Consider the following 21,355-nt stretch of genomic DNA (forward strand, 5'->3'; position numbering starts at 1 on the left):
TCGACCGTCCCGCCGCTTCGCGCCCCGGCGCGTCCGACATGGCCCACATCGCCTTGTCCTACGAGGACAACCGTTTGGTCGGGGTCCTGTTCGGCCAGTTCGACCAGAATCTCGCCTTGATCGAGCAGCGTTTGCACGTGGATGCGCGGGCGCGCGGCAACCATGTGGAACTGCGCGGCGATCCGGTCGCCTGCGAGCAGGCACGGCGCGCGCTCGACATGCTCTACGAACGCCTCCAGGGCGGCGCGGAGATCGGGGCCTCGGATGTGGAAGGCGCCATCCGCATGGCCATCGCGCAGGACGACCAGCTCGTTCTGCCGACGCTGGAAAAGAAGGGCCGCATGACGCTGGCGCAGATCTCCACACGGAAGCGCACCATCCACGCCAGGAACCCGGCGCAGGACGCCTATATGCGCGCGCTGGAGCGGGCCGAGCTGGTGTTCGGCATCGGTCCGGCCGGTACCGGCAAGACCTATCTCGCCGTCGCCCATGCCGCGATGCTTCTGGAGCGGGGGCAGGTGGATCGCATCGTCCTGTCGCGTCCGGCGGTGGAAGCCGGCGAGCGCCTCGGCTTCCTGCCGGGCGATCTGAAGGAAAAGGTCGATCCCTATCTGCGACCCCTTTACGACGCGCTCTACGACATGATCCCCGCCGACAAGGTGGAGCGGGCGCTGGCCGCCGGCGCCATCGAGGTCGCGCCGCTCGCCTTCATGCGCGGCCGGACCCTCGCCAATTGCTGCGTGATCCTCGACGAGGCGCAGAACACGACGTCGATGCAGATGAAGATGTTTCTGACGCGCCTCGGCGAGAACGCGCGCATGGTGGTGACGGGCGATCCTTCACAGGTCGACCTGCCGCCCGGCCAGAAGTCCGGCCTCGTGGAAGCCTTGCGTGTCTTAAGCGGTGTTCCGAACATCGTCACCGTGCGCTTCGAGTCCAAGGACGTGGTGCGCCATCCGCTCGTCGCGGCCATCGTCGAGGCCTACGACGCCGATGGCATGAAGACGCGCGTTCCGGGCCTGCCGGGCGAGCGATCGTGACCTCGCCCAGTCCTTCCCCTCGCGCCGCCTTCGGGGCGGACGAGGCTTCCTCCGGCCATGAAGGCATCTCGATCGCGCTCGCGATCGAGGACGAGGCCTGGGAAGCGGAAGGGCTCGGCGATATCGAGGCGCTCATCCGGCGCTGCCTCGACCGAACGGTTGAAGCCGCAGGTCTCGCCAATGATGTCGAGACCGAAATCGGCATCACCCTCACGGACGACGCCCAGGTGCAGGCCTTGAATGCCGAATGGCGCGGCAAGAACAAGCCGACCAACGTCCTGTCCTTTCCGATCAACGATCTTCTGCCGGGCGAAGCGCCGGGGCCGATGCTGGGCGACTTGGTTCTGGCGCGCGAAACGCTTCGCGCCGAAGCCGCCCTTGAGGACAAGCCGCTCGCCGACCATTTCTGTCACCTGATCGTGCATGGCACGCTTCATTGTCTGGGATACGACCATGTCGAACCGGACGAGGCGGAGGCCATGGAAGCGCTGGAGGTTCGAATCCTCGACGCGCTCGGCATATCCGATCCCTACCTAATGACCGAACCGGAAGAGGAGCCCTCGCGGGCATGAATATCAGGAGCATGAACGAAGCGCAGGCGGTGTCCGCCACCGAAAAGGACGCGCCGTCCGAGCGCGGTCGCGAGGAAGACCGAAGTCCCGCAGCGGCCGAGGCCGCTGCCAACGATTCGGTCTGGCCTGCCTTTCTGTCCGGCGTGGTGCAGTTCCTGCGCCCGCGCACCCAAACCTCCCGTGAGGAATTCGCGGAAGCGCTGCTCGAGGAAACCGCCGATGGCGGCTTTTCGGTCGAAGAGCGCACCATGCTCACCAACATCCTCGGCCTTCGCGAGTTGCGCGCCTCGGATGTCATGATCCCCCGCTCCCAGATCGACGCCGTGGAGGCTGGTTCGACGCTCGGCGAGTTGATGATCGAGTTCCAGCGCTCCGGCCATTCGCGCATGCCGGTGTATGGCGAGGATCTCGACGACCCCAAGGGCATGGTGCATTTCCGCGATGTGCTTCTCCACGTGGTGGAGGCCGCGCGGCTGCCCGGCCGGCCGAGCGACGACGAGGAACTCGACCTCGGCCGCATCACCCTCGACACCCGCATGGAAGCGCTCGGCATCGAGCGCAAGGTGCTCTTCGTGCCGCCCTCCATGCTCGCTTCCGACCTCATGGCGCGCATGCGCACGACGCGCACGCAGATGGCGCTGGTGATCGACGAATATGGCGGAACCGACGGTCTGGTGACGCTGGAAGACATCATCGAGCGCGTCGTCGGCGATATCGAGGACGAGCACGACGACACGCAAGCCTTGCTATCGCCGAACGGCGATGGAAGCTTCGATGTCGACGCGCGGGCGGACCTCGAAGATCTGCGGGGGGCCATCGGCGCGGACTTCGACATTTCCGCCCATGAGAACGATGCCGACACGGTCGGCGGCATGATCTTCTCCGAGCTCGGCCGCGTGCCGCTCGTTGGGGAACGGATCGAGGTCGTGCCGGGCTTCGCCTTCGAGGTGCTGGAAGCCGATCCACGACGGCTGCGGCGCATCCGCATCCGGCCTTTGCAAGCCAGCCACCGCCACGGCGGCGGGCAGGGCTTCGCCGCCTCGCGCTGAGACGGGCTTAGCGCCAACGCGAGCTTCGCGCCAACGCGAGCTTCGCGAAAGGCGGGGCGACGCATGGTTTCGGGCGGCGGCGAGCCGCTCGATCGAAGGTGACCGAGAGCACCATGCTCTGAGAAAAGGACGACGATGCTGGAAGGACTGACGGGGCGGATCGTCCTCCTCGACGGATGGCGCCGCGCGGGCGTGGCGGTTCTGGCCGGGGCGCTTCTCACCTTCGGGCTGCCGCCCTTCGATTTTCCGGCGGTCGGCTTCCTGTCCTTTCCCGTTCTGGTCTGGCTGCTCGACGGCGCGTCGCCCATGCCCGGCCGGGGTTTCTTGCGTGGTCTGTTTCCGGCCTTCCGCATCGGCTGGTGTTTCGGTTTCGGCTATTTCGTCGGCGGTCTCTGGTGGCTCGGCGCGGCCATGACGACGGAGGGCGACGCCTTTCTGTGGGCGATCCCCTTCGCTGTTCTGGGTCTTCCGGCGGTGCTGGCGATCTATTTCGGTCTGGCGGCGGCGCTCGCCCGTGCGCTGTGGTGCCAGAGCGCCGTGCGCGTCCTGTCGCTGGCAGGCACCTTCGCGCTGATGGAATATCTACGCGGCCATCTCCTGACGGGGTTCCCGTGGAACGAGATCGGCGTTCTGGCCGCGCCCGCGCCGTTCCTGATGCAGTCGGTCTCGGTGGTCGGCCTCCATGGTCTGACGCTCGCCGCCGTTCTGATCTTCGCCGCCCCGGCGGTGCTGCCGGGTGGGGGGTGGAGCGGGCGTGCCGTGGCCGGCATCGCCGCCGCTCTTCTCCTTCTCCATGTCGGTTTCGGCATGGCGCGGCTCGGCGTGAAGGCGGAGGCGAACGTGCCGGACGTGACCCTGCGCGTCGTCCAGCCCAATATCGAGCAGAGCGCGAAATGGGACGAGAGCGAGGAGGAGCGCATCTTCGCGCGCCTTCTCCAGCTTTCCCGTGCGCCGGAAGGGGCGGGCGGGGAAGGCGGAGCGGGGCGCACCCTGATCGTCTGGCCCGAATCGGCCTTTCCGTTCTTTCTCACCGAACGGCCCGACGCGGTCGCACGCCTTGCCGACGCGATCGAGCCCGGCGAAATGCTGCTGGCGGGCGCGGCGCGGCCGGAAGTACTGCCCGGCGCCGAGCCCCTCTATTTCAATTCTGTTTACCTTATCGACGACAATGGCGAGATCCTGGATGCGCGCGACAAGCTGCATCTCGTGCCCTTCGGCGAATACCTGCCCTTCGAGGATTTTCTGAAGAACCGGCTGGGTCTGCGTCAGATCGTGGAGATGCCGGGAGGCTTCACCGCCGGCGCGTCGCGCAAACCCCTGGCCGTCCCCGGATTGCCGCCGCTTCTGCCGCTGATCTGCTACGAGATCATCTTTCAGGACGAGATCGACACGACATCCGGCCGGCCCGGCGCCATCCTCAACGTCACCAACGACGCCTGGTACGGGAGGACGCCCGGACCCTGGCAGCATCTGCGCCATGCCGAACTGTCGGCGGTCGCCTTCGGCCTGCCGCTGGTGCGCGCGGCCAATACCGGGATTTCCGTCGTGACCGACCCCTATGGGGTCCTTCGCGAGGGGCTGGCGCTCGGATCGGCGGGGGCGATCGAGACCGCATTGCCCGCCGCACTGCCGCCGACGATCTTCGCCGTTTACGGCAATCTCGCCTTCTGGTGCGGGCTTGCCGCCTGTCTTCTCGCAGGATTGGTTTTCCGGCTTACAGATGCGCGTCGTGATTGATTGACAACCCCGGCAGGCTTTGCCTACGCCATGCAGGACGAGCGGTGCCTTAAGGTCGGGGGCGGGCCGGTCTGCCGCCCGTCGCCGAAGGGTTTTGAGGGTCGGGGCGATGTCGGACAACAAGAAGAAGCCTAATCCGGTCGACGTCCATGTCGGGTCGCGGGTTCGTCTTCGCCGCACCATGCTCGGCATGAGCCAGGAAAGGCTCGGCGAAAGCCTCGGCATCACCTTCCAGCAGATTCAAAAATACGAAAAGGGCTCCAATCGAATCGGTGCCTCGCGCCTCCAGAAGATCTGCGAGGTGCTGAACGTGCCGATCTCCTTCTTCTTCGAAGACGCCCCGGCTGGCGTCGGCGGCGCGGAAGGCTTTCGCGAGGCGTCCGGCCCGAACTATGTGGTGGATTTCCTGTCCACCTCCGAGGGTCTTCAGCTCAACCGCGCCTTCGTCAAGATCGCCGATGCCAAAGTGCGCCGGCGGGTGATCGATCTCGTCAAGGCGCTCGGCGATGCCTCCGATTCGGAGTTCGAGGCCGACTGATCCCACGGCGCGCAAGAGCGCCGATTTCCGACTTTTCTCCGGTCCAAAACCGTCATCGCCACGTGGCCGCGTTCGATTTTGCTTGCCTTTACGCGGGTGGCGGGCGATTTCCCGCGCTGCACAAGCGGCGTCGGTGACGAGAGCCGGCCGCCTCCAAGGGAACGATGATGGTGCAAGGCGAGTATCTCTTCACTTCCGAAAGCGTTTCCGAAGGGCATCCGGACAAAGTCTGCGACCGCATTTCCGACGAGGTGGTGGACCTGTTCTATCGCGAGGCCAAGAAGTCCGGCATGGACCCGGCCCTGGTCCGCGTCGCCTGCGAAACGCTCGCCACCACCAATCGCATCGTGATCGCCGGCGAGGTCCGCTGCTCGCTGACCGAGAAGGAAATGCGCTCCAAGGTGAAGTCCGCCGCCCGGAAGGCCGTGAAGGCCATCGGCTACGAGCAGGACGGCTTCCACTGGAAGAAGGCCAAGATCGACATCCTCCTGCACAAGCAGTCCGCCGACATCGCGCAAGGGGTCGACGCGTCCGGCAACAAGGACGAGGGCGCGGGCGACCAGGGCATCATGTTCGGCTATGCCTGCCGCGAAACGCCGGACCTGATGCCGGCCCCGATCTACTACGCCCACAAGATCCTGGAGCGCCTCGCCAAGGCGCGCAAGGAAAACGAGGGCGAGGCCGGCAAGCTCGGGCCGGACGCGAAAAGCCAGGTGACGGTGCGCTATCGCGGCGGCCAGCCCAGCGAAGTCGCTTCCATCGTCCTGTCCACCCAGCATCTCGACGAGGACCTGTCCTCCGACGACGTTCGCCGCATCGTCGAGCCCTTCGTGCGCGAAGCGCTGGAAGGCCTGCCGATCGCCGAGTCCTGCGTGTGGCACGTCAACCCGACCGGCAAGTTCGTGATCGGCGGCCCGGACGGGGACGCGGGCCTCACCGGCCGCAAGATCATCGTGGACACCTATGGCGGCGCGGCGCCCCACGGCGGCGGCGCGTTCTCCGGCAAGGACCCGACCAAGGTCGATCGCTCGGCCGCCTATGCGGCGCGCTACATCGCCAAGAACATCGTGGCCGCCAAGCTCGCCGAGCGCTGCACGATCCAGCTTTCCTATGCCATCGGCGTCGCCGAGCCCTTGTCGATCTATGTCGATCTGCATGGCACCGGCACGGTCGGCGAAGCCGAGATCGAGAAGGCCATCCGCCAGACCATGCAGCTCACACCCCGCGCCATTCGCGAGCATCTGGACCTTTCGAAGCCGATCTATGCCCGCACCAGCGCCTATGGCCATTTCGGCCGCAAGGCGGGGCGCGACGGTTCCTTCTCCTGGGAGCGGACCGATCTCGCTCCCAAGCTGAAGGCGGCGCTTTCCGCTTGAGCGGAATGCGACTGGCATGAGCGAGGAGAACGAGGCCCCGTCCTATCCCAAGCGCCGCCGCGAGGCGTTCTTCGGACGGGTCATGGGCAAGACGCTGCGCCCGAATCAGGCGGAAATCTTCGACAGGCTGCTGCCGACCCTGGCGGTGGACCTGTCGCAGCCGGCGCCTGCAAATTTGGCGGACCTCTTCCCCATGCCGGTGGACGAGGTGCGCCTGGAGATCGGCTATGGCGGGGGCGAGCATCTTTTGTCGATGGCGGATCGCTTTCCGGGCATCGGTTTTCTCGGCGCTGAAGCGTTTCGCAACGGCATCGCCAAGCTCCTTGCCGATGTCGAGGAGAAGGCGCGGCCGAACCTGCGCCTTCATGCCGACGATGCGACGATCCTTCTCGACTGGCTCCCCGAGGGCTCGCTTGGCGGTGTCGATCTGTTCTATCCGGACCCCTGGCCGAAGCGGCGTCATTGGAAGCGGCGATTCGTGTCCGAGGTCAATCTCGACCGGCTGGCGCGGGCGGTGCGGCCCGGCGGCCTGTTCCGATTCGCTTCCGACATCGACACCTATGTCGATTGGACGCTGCGCCATGTGCGCGACCACGGTGGGTTCGAATGGACGGCGGAAACTTCCGCCGACTGGCATCGGCCATTCGAGGGTTGGCCGGGAACGCGCTACGAGGCCAAGGCTTTCCGGGAAGGGCGCAAAGCCGCTTACCTGACCTTCAAACGGCGCGACGCGCGAGGCGCTTGATCGCGGACGCGCTTTGACATATATCGCTGATCGAAATTCTCTGCGACACCGTCGAGAGTGGGTCCTGCCGGTCCCGCTCTTTTTTCTTATCGGAACCTTGTCCGAGCATGGCGACGGTGCAGCATTCATCCGTGAAGGCCCGGCACTCGTGCGTTCGGGCAGTCGATCCGGAGTTCTGGTGACCGAAACCGACGCGACACTTCCTTCCGATCCGGCGTCCGACCGGCGCATCGTGACGGAGCATGGTCTGGAAGCCCGGATCGCTGCGATCGTGGAGCCGGTCGCCGAGCAGATCGGTTATCGCCTCGTGCGCGTGAAGGTCTCGCGGATGAACGGCATGACGCTGCAGATCATGGCCGAGCGCCCGGACGGCGCGATGTCGATTGACGATTGCGAGGCCTTGAGCCGCGCCCTGTCTCCGGTTCTCGACGTCGAGGACCCGATCGTGCAGGAATATCATCTGGAAGTGTCCTCTCCCGGCATCGACCGCCCGCTCGTGCGGCGCAGCGATTTCGAAACGTGGCGCGGCCATCTCCTGAAGCTCGAAACCAGCCAGATGACGGGCGGGCGCAAGCGTTGGCGCGGGCGCATCCTCGAGGTCGGGGCGGACACCGTCACGATCGAGCGTGACCAGGTGCAGCCGGACGAGGAGCGCAATGTCGCCATTGCCTTCGAGGCTATCGGCGACGCCCGTCTGGTTCTCACCGACGAACTGATCGCCGCCGCCCTGAAGGCGGACAAGGATGCCCGCCGGGGCGTGCTCGCAGGCACGGCGGACAACGACAACGACGAAGAAGCCCGCGACTGAGCGCCCGTGAAGGGCGGCTCACGGGGCGAGGAGAACAGCGAAGATGGCAGTCAGTGCGAACCGGCTCGAGCTTCTGCAGATCGCGGACGCCGTCGCGCGCGAGAAGTCGATCGATCGTGAGATCGTGATCGAAGCGATGGCGGATGCGATCCAGAAGGCCGCCCGCTCGCGCTACGGCCAGGAAACCAACATCCGCGTCGACATCAACACGCGCACCGGCGAGATGAAGCTCCAGCGGCTTCTCGAAGTGGTGGAAGACGTCGAGAATCCGGCGACTCAGATCTATCTCGATCTCGCCCGCGACAAGAACCCCGACGCCGAGCCGGGCGACTTCATCGCCGAGCAGCTTCCGCCGATGGATTTCGGCCGTATCGCGGCGCAGTCCGCCAAGCAGGTCATCGTGCAGAAGGTGCGCGAGGCCGAGCGCGACAAGCAGTACGAGGAATATCACGACCGTGTCGGCGAGATCGTCAACGGCACGGTGAAGCGCGTCGAATACGGCAACGTCATCGTCGATCTCGGCAAGGGCGAGGGCATCATCCGCCGCGACGAGCAGATCCCGCGCGAACTGTTCCGCTACGGCGACCGCGTGCGCGCCTATATCTACGACGTGCGCCGCGAGCCGCGTGGGCCCCAGATCTTCCTGAGCCGCACCCATCCGCAGTTCATGGCAAAGCTCTTCGCCATGGAAGTGCCGGAAATCTACGACGGCATCATCACCATCAAGGCGGTGGCCCGCGATCCGGGCTCGCGCGCCAAAATCGCCGTGGTGTCGCGCGATTCGTCGGTCGATCCGGTCGGCGCGTGCGTCGGTATGCGCGGCTCCAGAGTCCAGGCGGTGGTCGGCGAGCTTCAGGGCGAGAAGATCGACATCATCCCCTGGCAGCCCGATGCCGCGTCCTTCCTCGTCAACGCCCTTCAACCGGCGGCGGTGGCCAAGGTCGTGCTGGATGAGGACGCCGAGCGTATTGAAGTCGTGGTGCCCGATGACCAACTATCCCTTGCGATCGGTCGACGCGGCCAGAACGTGCGTCTCGCCTCGCAGTTGACCGGCTGGGATATCGACATCCTCACCGAGCAGGAGGAGTCGGAGCGGCGGCAGAAGGAATTCGCCGAGCGGTCCGATCTCTTCATGAACGCGCTGAACGTCGACGAGATGGTCGCCCAGCTTCTCGCCTCGGAGGGCTTCACCTCCGTTGAGGAAGTGGCCTATGTCGAGGTGGACGAAGTGGCCTCCATCGACGGGTTCGACGAGGACACGGCGGCCGAGATCCAGGCACGTGCCCGCGATTATCTCGATCGGCGCGAGAACGAGTTCGACGAGAAGCGCAAGAGCCTCGGCGTCGAGGACGAGTTGAAGGAGATCGAGGGCCTGAAGACCGACATGCTGGTCGCCCTCGGCGAAGACGGCATCAAGTCGATGGAAGACTTCGCCGGCTGCGCGGCCGACGATCTCGTCGGCTGGACCGAGCGCAAGGACGGTGAAACGAAGAAGTTCGAGGGCGCTTTGTCGAAGTTCGACGTAAGCCGCGCCGAGGCCGAATCGATGATCCTGAAGGCGCGGTTGAAGGCGGGCTGGATCACCGAGGACGAAGCGCCGGCGCAGGAAGATGAGACCGCCGAGGAGGCGGCCGAGTAAGACCTTCGCGGTTCGAAAGGCCGAGTGAAGGGACATGACGCGGATGGCGGACGAAGACGAGATGAACCCGCGCATGTGCGTCGTGTCCCGGCAAAGCTTCGAGCCGGATCAACTGATCCGATTCGTCGCCGCGCCCGACGGCTCCGTGGTGCCCGACCTGAAGCGCAAGCTTCCCGGCCGGGGCGTCCATGTCGAGGCTCGGCGAGAAGTTGTGGAACTTGCGGTCAAGCGCCGGCTTTTTGGCAGGGGGCTGAAGCGCGAGGTTCAGGTGGGCGCCGATCTGCCGGATGTGGTGGACAGCGTTCTGGAGCGCTCGGCGCTCGGCTTCTTCAGCCTCGCCCGAAAGGCGGGGGCAGTGGTGACGGGGGCCTCGCGGGTGGATGCCGCGGTGCGTTCGGGAGCGGCGATCGCCGTTCTCCATGCCCGGGACGCCGCGCCCGATGGGGTGCGCAAGATCGACGCGGCGCGCTTCGCGGTCGCCGCGATGGAGGAAACGGAACAGATTCCCGCCTATCGCCCAACCGGTTCGGGCGAATTGGGTTTAGCCATCGGCGGGGACAATGTGATACATGCGGCCGTCCTTGCCGGAGAGGCGGGCGCAGCCCTCGTGAAGCGCCTGGAAGCGCTGGCGGGTTATCGGGGCGAAAGCACCGTTGGGCGAGCAAGTCCGGCAACCTGAGAAGACGACAAATTGAAGGGACCTTCGATGAGGTCTTAAGAGAATTGACGGGCAAGGGAGCGATCCCGCCCAGGAAGCGGAAGTATAGATGAGCGACACGAAATCCGGCGACGACAAGACCTTAAGCGTGGCAACGAAGAAGACATTGACGCTGAAGCCGGGCGGTGGTGCGCAGCAGTCGACCGTGCGCCAGAATTTCTCCCACGGACGCACCAACAGCGTCGTGGTGGAAACCAAGAAGCGGCGCATGGTGCGGCCCGAAGACGCCAAGAACGAGCCCGCGCCCGCGCCCGCGGCTCCCGTTTCCGCGCGCCCGGCAACGCCGGCGCCCGCCGCGCTGCAGGCGGCCGCCCCAAGCCCCGCGCAGCCCCAGCCGGCTCCGGTCGCGCCGGCCCCGGCGACGCCGGCTCCCGCAGCGCCGGCCCCCGTCGCAGCGCCCGCACCTGTTGAAAAGCCCGTGCCGGCCCCGGTAGTCGCGCCCGCCGCTCCGGCCGTCGCCAAGGCTCCCGAGCCAGCTCCGGCTCCCGTTGCCAAGGCTCCCGAACCCGCGCCGACGCCGGCTCCCGCTCCGAAGGCACCCGAACCCGTGGCCGCAAAGCCCGTCGAAGCGCCGCGTCCGGTCGAGGCGCGCACCGTGCCCGCGGCGGCTCCGCAGGGCGACGTTCGTCGTCCCGCGCCGCCCGCCGCTTCCGCGCCTCAGCGTCCGTCGGCTCCCCAGTCGTCGGCTCCGTCGCCACGCCCTGGCGCAGCCCAGCCGCAGGCCGGTCGTCCGAACTCCGCGCCTGCCGGCCGCACCGGCGGCGGCTACAACAACCGCGATGGCGCCCGTTCCGGCGCGCCGCAGGGCAACCGTCCGGGTCAGCCGAGCGGCGCTCCGCAATCCGCGCGTCCCGGTCAGCCGGGCGGCACCTCGCAGCCGGCCCGTCCGGGCCAGCCCGGCGCGCGCCAGCCGCGCGGCGCGGTGCTGAGCGATCTGTCGTCGCGCGAGATGGACGCCCGCCGTCGCGCCCTGGAACTCGCTCGCCAGCGCGAAGCCGAGGATCGTCGCCTGTTCCTCGAAGACGAAGCACGCCGCGTGGCGGACGACGAGCGTCGGCGCCGCGAGCGCGAGGAAAGCGAGCTTCGCCAGCTCGAAGAGCAGATTCGTGTCGAAACCGAAGCCGCCGCCCGTAAAAAGGCGGAGGAAGAGGCTGCGCGCCGCGCTCCGGTCGAGACCGCCGAATCGCGCGAGCCCCGCGAACAGCGTCCGCGCTCGTCCTATGCGCCGTCGTCCCGTCCGGGCGAATCGCGTGGTCCGCGTCCGGGTGGCACCAGCGGTCCGCGTCCGGCCGGTGCCGGTGCACCGCGTTCGGGCGGCTTTTCCAGCGCGCCTCCCGCGCCCCTGCCGTCCTTCGAGGACGACGCGGCCGGGCGTGCGGCTCGTGGTCCGAGCGCTCGCCGCGCTCCGGCCCGTCCGGGTCCGGCTCGAGTCGACGCGACGCCCAAGCCCGCGCGCTCGACGCGCGGAACCGACGATCGGCGCGGCGGCAAGCTGACGCTCGACAAGGCGCTCGTCAGCGAAGACGGCGCGCGCGGCCGGTCCCTGGCATCGACCCGTCGTCGCCAAGAGAAGTTCAAGCGCTCGCAGATGAACCAGCCGCGCGAGAAGATCACTCGCGAGGTCACGGTTCCCGAGACCATCACCATTCAGGAACTCGCCAACCGTATGACGGAGCGGGCGGTGGATGTCGTGAAGTTCCTGATGGCGCAGGGCCAGATGATGAAGCCGGGCGACGTCATCGACGCCGATCTCGCCGAACTCATCGCCTCCGAATTCGGCCATACGGTTCGCCGCGTCGCCGAGTCCGACGTCGAAACGGGCATCTTCAACGTCGCCGACGACGAGGACGCGCTCGTGTCGCGTCCCCCGGTCGTCACGATCATGGGTCACGTCGATCACGGCAAGACCTCGCTGCTCGACGCCATCCGCAAGACCAATGTCGTGTCCGGGGAAGCCGGCGGCATCACGCAGCATATCGGCGCCTACCAGATCGATTATGAAGGCCGGAAGCTGACCTTCATCGACACCCCCGGTCACGAGGCCTTCACGGCCATGCGTGCCCGCGGTGCGCAGGCCACCGACATCGCCGTTCTGGTGGTGGCGGCCGACGATTCCGTGATGCCCCAGACGATCGAGTCGATCTCCCACGCCAAGGCGGCGGGCGTTCCGATCATCGTGGCGATCAACAAGGTCGACCGCCCGGCGGCCGATCCGGTGCGGGTTCGCACCCAGCTTCTCCAGCACGAGGTCTTCGTGGAGTCGCTCGGTGGTGAAGTGCTGGACGTCGAGGTTTCGGCCAAGGCGGGAACCGGCATCGACAACCTGATCGAGGCGATCCTGCTTCAGGCCGAAATCCTCGACCTGAAGGCCAATCCGGACCGTACCGCCGAAGGCGTCGTGATCGAAGCGCAGCTCGATCGTGGCCGTGGTCCGGTGGCGACCGTTCTCGTGCAGGCCGGCACCCTCAAGACCGGCGACATCATCGTCGCCGGCGATATGTGGGGCCGCGTGCGCGCGCTGGTCGACGACAAGGGCCGCCAGTTGAAGGAAGCGCCGCCTTCCATGCCGGTGGAAGTGCTCGGCATGTCCGGCACGCCGGGCGCGGGCGATCGCTTCGCGGTGGTGGAAGACGAAGCGCGGGCTCGCGAGATTTCCGAGTACCGTCAGCGTCTCGCCCGCGAGAAGGCAGTGGCCAAGTCCGCCGGCCAGCGCGGTTCGCTGGAGCAGATGATGAGCCAGCTTCAGTCCACCGGACTGAAGGAGTTCCCGCTCGTCATCAAGGGCGACGTGCAGGGTTCGGTCGAAGCCATCCAAGTGGCGCTCGAGCGGCTCGGCACCGACGAGGTCAAGGCGCGCATCGTTCATTCGGGCGCCGGCGCCATCACCGAGTCGGATATCCAGCTCGCCGCGACCGTGGATGCCGCGATCATCGGCTTCAACGTGCGTGCCAATGCGCAGGCCCGTCAGGCCGCCGAAGCGCAGGGGATCGAGATCCGCTACTACAACATCATCTACGACCTCGTGGATGACGTGAAGTCGGCGATGTCGGGCCTTCTGTCGCCGGAGCGTCGTGAGACCTTCATCGGCAACGCGGAGATCCTGGAAGTCTTCCAGATCACCAAGACCGGCAAGGTCGCGGGTTGCCGCGTCACCGAAGGCAAGGTCGAGCGCGGTGCGGGCGTGCGCCTCATCCGCGACGGCGTGGTGATCCACGAGGGCACCCTGAAGACGCTGAAGCGCTTCAAGGACGAAGTGTCGGAAGTGCCGGGCGGCCAGGAATGCGGCATGGCCTTCGAGCGCTACGAGGACATTCGCCAGGGCGACATCATCGAGTGCTTCCGCGTGGAGCACGTCGCCCGGACGCTCTAAGCCGAAAGGCGACAGGGCGGACCGAATGGAACCCGGCGCCTCGACGCCGGGTTCGTTTTTGTTGAGGGAGGACGGCGGAACGGACGACCCCGCGCCGCCGTGCCCGACCCCACGCGTTTTTCCGAAAAGCGTCACCTCATGGCCAAGCACAAGAACCAGACCAAGGGGCCGTCCCAGCGCCAGCTTTCCGTTGGCGAGAACGTGCGTCATGGCCTGTCCGCCATTCTCGGGCGGCACGAGATCGAAGACCCCGTCCTGGAAAAGATGGTGCTCTCGGTCTCCGAGGTCCGCATGTCGCCGGACCTCAAACTCGCCACGGCATATATCACCGCCTTCGGGCAGGACGACATGGAGCCGACGGTGGCCGCCCTGAACCGCCATGCGCGGTTTCTGCGGGGGCGTTTGACGCCTTTGTTGCGTCAAATGAAATACATGCCGGAAGTCCGCTTCCGCGCCGATGAATCCTTCGACAACTACGCGCGCATCGACCGCCTCCTGAAATCTCCGGAAGTGGTGCGCGACCTCGAAGGCGATGATGACATGAACGAGGACGAGAATTGATGTCGCGACGCGGCAAGAAGCCGAAGGGCCGGGCCATTTCCGGCTGGGTGATCCTCGACAAGCCCAAGGGACTGGGCTCCACCGAGGCCGTATCGAAGATGAAGTGGCTGTTCTTCGCGCAGAAGGCGGGCCATGCGGGCACGCTCGATCCGCTGGCCTCCGGCCTTTTGCCGATCGCGCTCGGCGACGCGACGAAGACCGTGCCCTTCGTGATGGACGGCGAGAAGACCTATCTCTTCACCGTCCAATGGGGCGCGGAGACGACGACCGATGACACGGAAGGGCCGGTGGTGCGATCCTCCGACACGCGCCCGACCCGCCCGCAAGTGGAAGCGCTTCTGCCGAACTATACCGGCGAGATTTCCCAGGTGCCCCCGCAGTTCTCGGCCATCAAGATCGAGGGCGAGCGCGCTTATGATCTGGCGCGCGAAGGCGAGATCGTTCAGATCGCGGCCCGCACCGTCAACGTCCACCGGCTCGACATCGTGGAGATGGGCGAAAGCTCCACCACCTTCATCGCCGAATGCGGCAAGGGCACCTATGTGCGCTCCATCGCGCGCGATCTCGGGCGCGATCTCGGCTGCTTCGGCCATGTCACGGCGCTCCGCCGCACGGCGGTCGGCGCCTTCAACGAGGACGACATGGTCGAACTCGGCGAACTGGAAACCGTCGCCGACGAGGGCCGCGAGGAACTCGATGCCGAAGCCGTGGAAGCCGGGGCGCGGGCGCGTGTCGTGGACTTCTCCGGGCTCGACGAGTACCTGATCGAGCCGGAAGCAGCTCTGTCCGACCTCTACGAGGTGGCGCTCAGCGACGAGCAGGCGGGGCGCGTCCTTGCCGGCAACCCGGTGCTCTTGCGCGGGCGCGACGCGCCGGCCTTCTGCGAGGAAGCCTACGCCACCGGCCACGGCCGCCTCGTGGCGCTCGGCAGCGTCGAGGAAGGCTCGTTCCGCCCGAAGCGCGTGTTCGGCGGAAGGGGCTGAAAGCCATGAAGCGGCGGTTCGTTCAGTGCGATGTCTTCTCGCGCACTCCAGCGCGCGGCAACGGCCTCGCCGTGGTGGTGGAAGCGCAAGGTCTTTCGGCCGAGGCGATGCAGAACTTCGCGGCTTGGACGAACCTCGCCGAAACGACCTTCCTCCTGCCGCCGGAAGACCCGCGCGCCGACTACAGGGTGCGGATCTTCACGCCGGTTCGCGAGATGCCCTTCGCGGGGCATCCGACGCTGGGAAGCTGCATGACCTGGCTCCATGCCGGTGGAAGCCCACGCGAGCCGGGGATCGTTCGCCAGGAATGCCCGATCGGCATCGTGGAGATCGATGTCACCGGGGAGGAGCCGGCCTTCACCGCGCCGCCGACGAAGATCGAGCCGCTCAGTGACGAAGCGCTCGCCGATATCGCGGATGCGCTGGAGATTCCGCGTGAGCGTATTCTGCGCACCGCGCTTCTCGACAACGGGCCGGTGTGGCAGGTTCTGGAACTCGCCAGCGCGCAAGACGTGCTGGCGGTGGATGCCACGAAGGTGCGCTGGCCGGAGCACCGCCCGGTCGGCCTCATCGGAGCGCATGCGCCGGGCGGAGAATGCGCCTACGAGGTACGGATGCTGGCGCCTTCCAGCGGCATGAACGAGGACCCGATCACCGGCTCGCTGAACGCCGCTCTCGCCCGCTGGATGCTGGCGGAAGGGCGGTTGCCGGACGCCGTGACGGTCGCGCAGGGCACCGCCATCGGCCGCCTCGGCCGCGTCCGCGTCACCCCGAGGGGCGGGGACGTCCTGATCGGCGGCGCGGTCTCGATCATGATCGACGGGGTGTTGGAGCTTTAAGGGCGCGCCGTTTGGGTCCAAGGCTATGGTTATCGGCGCTCGCCAATCTCGGCGGATGTCGATCGCTATGCGGTTGGCGAAGGGGATAATCGACGGACGACTTCTTCCGTATCTTCCACGAACGCCCGTTTCGGGAGGGCGTAATGCGCCCCTGAGCGCGTCACGATGACGAGATGGTCTGGGCGCTCCTCGATCGCCGCGATTTCGGAACGCGGTATCAGGTCCCGATAGTCGGCCTGTCGGAACAACGCTCCGTCCGCATCGAGTTCGACGACGACCTCGTCGTAATCCGAATCGGACGCATAGACCGTCTCTTTCATTCCCTGCGCATAGGAGCGGAGCGACGGCGAGCGGGTCGCGTAGAACCCAATCGCGCCGACTGCCGCCACTGCCGCCCAAATCCATCCGCCCCAAGGAAACCCGTCGACGAAATCCGCCATGGCGATGCTCAAAGGCGGCCTGCGCAGGTCGATGGCCCAGATCACCATCGGAACCATCTGGATCGCCAGACAGAGCAAGAGCCAAGGGAGGATCACGCGAAGAACCCAGGTCCCTGGCGTATAGAAACGCTGGAAGCTGTGCAGGATTTCCTGGAGGTGATCCTCCTCCTTCAGGATATATCGTAGCTGCGACACACCCGGCCGCGAGGTGTCCTCTTCGGACGCCGCAGATTCGCTCGGCCGGGATGTCGACGACGACGCTTGTGATAGGGCGACATCCGCCCAGCGTTTGGCACTGGCGATCTGGTCCTCGCTCAACTGATCCTTCGGCAGGATTACCGGCTCGCGCGCCGCATGACTGACGAGAACCACGAGTTCGGCGGTTTCGGCAAGACGGGAAAAACTGCGCGATGGCTGGAAAAGCTGGCGTTGGCCGATCCGAGCCAGAATGCCGGTCGGCATGAATTCATAGTTGATGGAGAGGACGTCCGGCACACCACGTTTCGCCAGCAAACCGGAGTTCATCCGCACGTGCGACCGCGCCAAGCCGGCGATGCCGATCCAAAGGAGTAACGCCAGAAATGCGGCCAGAGCGATGACGGGCAGAACCGCCGACGCGGCGATGGGGCTCGCACGAGCATCGGTGTGCCAGATGGAAAAGGAGCCGAGAGCAATTAGGAAAATTGCCGTCCCGATGGCGATTGGCGAAACGGATCGCTGCATACGCTCGGGATCTAGATCTGCTGCTAGGAGGATGCCGCGCGCCATCTGGACACGGGTTAGACGAACGTCGAACGTCAATGGCGTTAGCGCCGAAGCGTCGGTCCGCGATACGTTGGGAACTCTGACCAAAGGAGGATCCGTTTAGAAGGCCGACGTTTTATTAGATGCTTGGACGTCGAGCGCCCATCGGACCGATATATCGTCGCCTCGAAGGTTTGCGATGACCATTCCTTTCAGGAAGTAACCATCGAACGTACGCGTAGCCCGCGCCGAAAGGCTGGAGCGCCGCTTGGCGAACTGTACTGGCGCTTGCATCCTATATCGACTATATCGGCGTCAGCGTCGGACTGCGTCATCCGCCTTTCTTGCGCTTTTCACGGCCCTCGCTGGACGACATCCCGGCCTTGGGCGACCGAACACTCCCATCCAAGAAAGGGATTTCCGATGTCGATCACTGCTGAGCGCAAGGCCGAGCTCATCAAGGACTACGCCACCAAGGACGGCGATTCCGGTTCTCCGGAAGTGCAGGTCGCGCTCCTGTCCGAGCGCATCTCGAACCTGACCGAGCACTTCAAGGGCCACAAGAAGGACAACCATTCGCGTCGCGGCCTCCTGAAGATGGTCTCGACCCGCCGCCGGCTCCTCGACTACCTGAAGAGCCGCGACGAAGGGCGTTACAACACCCTGATCGGTCGCCTGGGCCTGCGCCGCTAAGACCTGAGTTTCGGATCGGCGGGCCGGCAACGAGCCCGCCGATCCCTTATGGAGCCGACCCGCTCCCGACCACCCGGCGCCGGCTCGGCCGCGCCGGCGAACCCGAACCGGAACGGTCATGGGGCAGGATTGCCGGAGGCTCACCCGAGCCTCCCGCTGTCTTGCCCATGGGCGCTTCCAAACCGAAAAATGCGACCGGCGGTCGCCGGGCTCTTGTTATCGAGCCGGGGCCGCAATGGAAGGCAAGATATGTTCAAGACCCATAAGGTTGAAATCGATTGGGGCGGCCGCCGCCTCACCCTGGAAACCGGCAAGATCGCGCGTCAGGCCGACGGCGCCGTGCTCGCCACCTATGGCGAAAGCGCGGTTCTGGCGACCGTCGTGTCGGAAAAGAAGCCGAAGGTCGGCTTCGACTTCTTTCCGCTGACCGTCAACTACCAGGAAAAGGCGTTTGCGGCCGGCAAGATCCCCGGCGGCTACTTCAAGCGCGAAGGACGCCCGTCCGAGAAGGAAACCCTGGTTTCCCGCCTGATCGACCGTCCGATCCGTCCGCTCTTCGCCGCGGGCTACAAGAACGACACGCAGGTCGTCGTCACCGTCCTCCAGCACGATCTGGAGAACGATCCGGACGTCCTCGCCATGGTCGCGGCTTCCGCCGCCCTGACCCTGTCCGGCGTGCCCTTCATGGGCCCGATCGGCGCGGCGCGCGTCGGCTACATCAACGGCGAGTACAAGCTCAATCCGCATGTCGATGAGATGCCGGAGTCGAAGCTCGACCTCGTCGTCGCCGGTACGGGCGAAGCCGTGATGATGGTCGAATCGGAAGCGCAGGAACTCGACGAGTCGGTCATGCTCGGCGCGGTGACCTTCGGCCACAAGGGCTTCCAGCCGGTGATCGACGCGATCATCAAGCTCGCCGAGACCGCCGCCAAGGAGCCGCGCGACTTCACGGCCCCCGATCATTCGGCGCTGGAAGGCGAAATGCTGCAACTCGTGGAGAACGAGCTGCGCGAAGCCTACAAGAACACCGACAAGCAGGCCCGCTACGCCGCCGTGGACGCGGTGAAGGCCAAGGTCACCGGCCACTTCCTTCCCGAAGGCGCCGAGACCACGACCTACACCAAGGAGCAGGTCGGCACGGTGTTCAAGGAGCTCCAGGCCAAGATCGTGCGCTGGAACATCCTCGACACGCAGTTGCGCATCGACGGCCGTGACCTGTCGACCGTCCGCCCGATCGTCTCGGAAGTCGGCGTGCTGCCGCGCACCCACGGTTCGGCGCTCTTCACGCGCGGCGAAACGCAGGCGCTCGTCGTCGCGACGCTCGGCACCGGCGAAGACGAGCAGTTCGTCGATTCGTTGACCGGCACCTACAAGGAGACCTTCCTCCTTCACTACAACTTCCCGCCCTATTCGGTCGGCGAAACCGGCCGCATGGGTTCGCCCGGCCGCCGCGAGATCGGCCACGGCAAGCTCGCCTGGCGCGCCATCCACCCGATGCTGCCGGCCAAGGAAGCCTTCCCCTACACGCTGCGCGCCGTTTCGGAAGTCACCGAGTCGAACGGCTCGTCCTCCATGGCGACCGTTTGCGGCACCTCGCTGGCCCTGATGGATGCGGGCGTTCCGCTGACGCGTCCGGTGGCGGGCATCGCGATGGGCCTCATCAAGGAAGACGAGCGCTTCGCGGTTCTCAGCGACATTCTCGGCGACGAGGATCATCTCGGCGACATGGATTTCAAGGTCGCGGGCACCGAGAACGGCATCACCTCGCTGCAGATGGACATCAAGATCCAGGGCATCACCGAGGAGATCATGCGCATCGCGCTGGATCAGGCCAAGGGCGGGCGTATCCACATCCTCGGCGAGATGTCGAAGGCTCTGTCGGAATCGCGCGGCCAGCTCGGCGAGTTCGCGCCGCGCATCGAGGTGATGAACATCCCGGTTGATAAGATCCGCGACGTGATCGGTTCGGGCGGCAAGGTCATCCGCGAGATCGTGGAAAAGACCGGTGCCAAGATCAACATCGAGGATGACGGCACGATCAAGATCGCATCGGCCTCCGGCAAGGAGATCGAGGCGGCCAAGAAGTGGATTCATTCCATCGTGGCCGAGCCGGAAGTCGGCGCGATCTACGAGGGCACCGTGGTGAAGACCGTCGAGTTCGGCGCCTTCGTCAACTTCTTCGGTTCGCGCGACGGTCTCGTCCACATCTCCCAGCTCGGCGCCGGCCGCGTCGCCAAGACGACCGACGTCGTCAAGGAAGGCCAGAAGGTCTGGGTGAAGCTCATGGGCTTCGACGAGCGCGGCAAGGTGCGCCTGTCGATGCGCGTGGTCGACCAGGAAACCGGCGAAGAGCTGAAGAAGCCCGCCGGCGAGGAAGACGCCGCCTGATCATGGCGCTTCCCGTCACTTGAATGACGAAAGGCCCGGTGGTGCAAATCGCCGGGCCTTTTTCGTTGCCGGAACAGGAGGGCTCGAACTTTCAGCCCGCCTTTTCCTGAACCGAGCGGAGGCCGGTCAGCGCCTTCCAGAGCGGGGCCAGCACCTTGCCGACGATCGGGATCAGGGCGAAGCCGGCGGCGAGGCCGACAATGCCGGAGCCGAGCGCCGTCACCAGCCATTCCACCTCACCGCCCGCGAAGGGGAGGGCATGGCCCGCCGCCACCGCGATGTCGTGGATCAGATGCTCGGGACCGGCCAGCCCGTAGCCCGCGAGGCTGTGGACGATGATGCCGCCGCCGACCCACACCATCGCCGCCGTGCCGAGGATCGCCAGACCCTTGAGGAACCCCGGCATTCCCCGCACCAGACCGCGTCCGAGGCTTGCCAGCGCGCCGGTGCCGCGCCGGGCGAGAGCGACGCCCGCATCGTCCGCCTTCACGATCAGCGCCACCGCGCCGTAGACCGCGACCGTGATGCCGATCGCGACCACCGCCATCACGGCGGCCTGCATCAGGATCGTGCCTTCCGACAGGCCGGCGAGGGTGATCGCCATGATCTCGGCCGACAGGATGAAGTCGGTCTTGATGGCGCTCGCCACCCGCTCGTCCTCCAGCGTCTTGGCGTTCGGGACGAGGGTGCCGATCTTGGCTTCGTGGGCGTGCGCCTCGTGGGGCACCACCATCTCGTAGATTTTCTCGGCGCCCTCATAGGCGAGATAAAGCCCGCCGAGCATCAGAAGGGGCGTGATCGCCCAGGGCGCGAAGGCGCCGAGCAGGAGGCCGCCGGGAAGCAGGAATACGAGCTTGTTGATCAGCGAGCCGCGCGCGATGCGCCAGACGATGGGAAGTTCGCGATCGGGCGAGAAGCCGACGACATAGCGGGGCGTGACCGCCGCGTCGTCGATCACGACACCCGCGGCCTTGGCCCCCGCCTTGGCGGCTTGCGCCGCGACATCGTCCAGCGATGCCGCCGAGACTTTCGCAAGTGCCGCGATGTCGTCCAGAAGCGCGATCAATCCGATGCTCACGGCAACCTCGTTTTATTTCGGTTGGCGGCAAGATAGC

At 66.1% G+C, this 21,355-nt stretch carries 18 protein-coding genes; 16 read left to right on the top strand and 2 right to left on the bottom strand.

Annotation, left to right across the window (positions count from 1 at the left end):
• Positions 1–38: 38 nt before the first annotated feature.
• The 14 genes from F9929_RS11275 (at position 39) to F9929_RS11340 (ending at position 15,975) form a co-directional block, all read left to right on the top strand.
• On the top strand, positions 39–1,040 hold the full coding sequence (locus tag F9929_RS11275) for a PhoH family protein (protein WP_152046859.1): 1,002 nt from the start codon (positions 39–41) through the stop codon (positions 1,038–1,040).
• Positions 1,041–1,105: 65 nt separating this feature from the next.
• A complete protein-coding gene (ybeY, locus tag F9929_RS11280) occupies positions 1,106–1,612 on the top strand; it encodes an rRNA maturation RNase YbeY (protein ID WP_152046860.1) in 507 nt (168 codons plus the stop codon).
• Positions 1,609–2,661, top strand: a complete 1,053-nt coding sequence (locus F9929_RS11285; RefSeq protein WP_152046672.1) for a hemolysin family protein — start codon at positions 1,609–1,611, stop codon at positions 2,659–2,661. The genes ybeY and F9929_RS11285 overlap by 4 nt, the downstream gene beginning before the upstream one ends.
• Positions 2,662–2,796: 135 nt before the next feature.
• Positions 2,797–4,398, top strand: coding sequence for an apolipoprotein N-acyltransferase (gene lnt, locus F9929_RS11290; protein WP_152046673.1), 1,602 nt, complete (start codon positions 2,797–2,799; stop codon positions 4,396–4,398).
• A gap of 109 nt (positions 4,399–4,507) precedes the next feature.
• Positions 4,508–4,936 (top strand): helix-turn-helix domain-containing protein, encoded by a 429-nt coding sequence (locus tag F9929_RS11295; protein WP_152046674.1) that lies wholly within the window; start codon positions 4,508–4,510, stop codon positions 4,934–4,936.
• 170 nt (positions 4,937–5,106) lie between these two features.
• Positions 5,107–6,312, top strand: coding sequence for a methionine adenosyltransferase (metK, locus tag F9929_RS11300; RefSeq protein WP_152046861.1), 1,206 nt, complete (start codon positions 5,107–5,109; stop codon positions 6,310–6,312).
• Positions 6,313–6,328: 16 nt separating this feature from the next.
• Positions 6,329–7,057, top strand: a complete 729-nt coding sequence (gene trmB, locus F9929_RS11305) for a tRNA (guanine(46)-N(7))-methyltransferase TrmB (protein ID WP_152046675.1) — start codon at positions 6,329–6,331, stop codon at positions 7,055–7,057.
• A 178-nt stretch (positions 7,058–7,235) separates the two neighbouring features.
• Positions 7,236–7,865, top strand: coding sequence for a ribosome maturation factor RimP (gene rimP, locus F9929_RS11310; protein WP_152046676.1), 630 nt, complete (start codon positions 7,236–7,238; stop codon positions 7,863–7,865).
• A gap of 43 nt (positions 7,866–7,908) precedes the next feature.
• Complete coding sequence (gene nusA, locus F9929_RS11315; protein ID WP_152046677.1) at positions 7,909–9,504, top strand: transcription termination factor NusA; 1,596 nt, start codon at positions 7,909–7,911, stop codon at positions 9,502–9,504.
• Between the two features lie 43 nt (positions 9,505–9,547).
• Positions 9,548–10,183, top strand: a complete 636-nt coding sequence (locus tag F9929_RS11320) for an RNA-binding protein (RefSeq protein ID WP_152046678.1) — start codon at positions 9,548–9,550, stop codon at positions 10,181–10,183.
• Between the two features lie 88 nt (positions 10,184–10,271).
• Positions 10,272–13,592, top strand: coding sequence for a translation initiation factor IF-2 (gene infB / locus F9929_RS11325; protein ID WP_152046679.1), 3,321 nt, complete (start codon positions 10,272–10,274; stop codon positions 13,590–13,592).
• Positions 13,593–13,730: 138 nt separating this feature from the next.
• On the top strand, positions 13,731–14,153 hold the full coding sequence (gene rbfA / locus F9929_RS11330; protein WP_152046680.1) for a 30S ribosome-binding factor RbfA: 423 nt from the start codon (positions 13,731–13,733) through the stop codon (positions 14,151–14,153).
• Positions 14,153–15,136 carry a tRNA pseudouridine(55) synthase TruB gene (gene truB, locus F9929_RS11335; RefSeq protein WP_152046681.1) on the top strand — a complete coding sequence of 328 codons (984 nt, stop codon included), beginning with the start codon at positions 14,153–14,155 and terminating at the stop codon, positions 15,134–15,136. Before rbfA ends, truB begins: the two co-directional genes overlap by 1 nt.
• Before the next feature lie 5 nt (positions 15,137–15,141).
• A complete protein-coding gene (locus tag F9929_RS11340; protein WP_152046682.1) occupies positions 15,142–15,975 on the top strand; it encodes a PhzF family phenazine biosynthesis protein in 834 nt (277 codons plus the stop codon).
• 65 nt (positions 15,976–16,040) lie between these two features.
• Here F9929_RS11340 and F9929_RS11345 read toward each other — a convergent pair whose 3' ends face one another.
• Entirely contained in the window at positions 16,041–17,183 is a 1,143-nt protein-coding gene (locus F9929_RS11345; protein WP_152046683.1) for a YcxB family protein, read from the bottom strand.
• 399 nt (positions 17,184–17,582) lie between these two features.
• Between F9929_RS11345 and rpsO the strand changes: the two genes are divergently transcribed.
• The gene (gene rpsO / locus F9929_RS11350; RefSeq protein ID WP_152046684.1) at positions 17,583–17,852 is read left to right on the top strand and encodes a 30S ribosomal protein S15; all 270 of its coding nucleotides are present in this window, start codon (positions 17,583–17,585) and stop codon (positions 17,850–17,852) included.
• Positions 17,853–18,101: 249 nt separating this feature from the next.
• Complete coding sequence (gene pnp, locus F9929_RS11355) at positions 18,102–20,240, top strand: polyribonucleotide nucleotidyltransferase (protein WP_152046685.1); 2,139 nt, start codon at positions 18,102–18,104, stop codon at positions 20,238–20,240.
• Between the two features lie 91 nt (positions 20,241–20,331).
• On the opposite strand, the gene F9929_RS11360 is transcribed toward pnp, so the two are convergent.
• Positions 20,332–21,318 (bottom strand): DUF808 domain-containing protein, encoded by a 987-nt coding sequence (locus F9929_RS11360; RefSeq protein ID WP_152046686.1) that lies wholly within the window; start codon positions 21,316–21,318, stop codon positions 20,332–20,334.
• Between the last annotated feature and the right edge of the window lie 37 nt (positions 21,319–21,355).

The sequence above is a fragment of the Aureimonas psammosilenae genome (assembly GCF_009176975.1).
Taxonomy (GTDB): Bacteria; Pseudomonadota; Alphaproteobacteria; order Rhizobiales; family Rhizobiaceae; genus Plantimonas; species Plantimonas psammosilenae.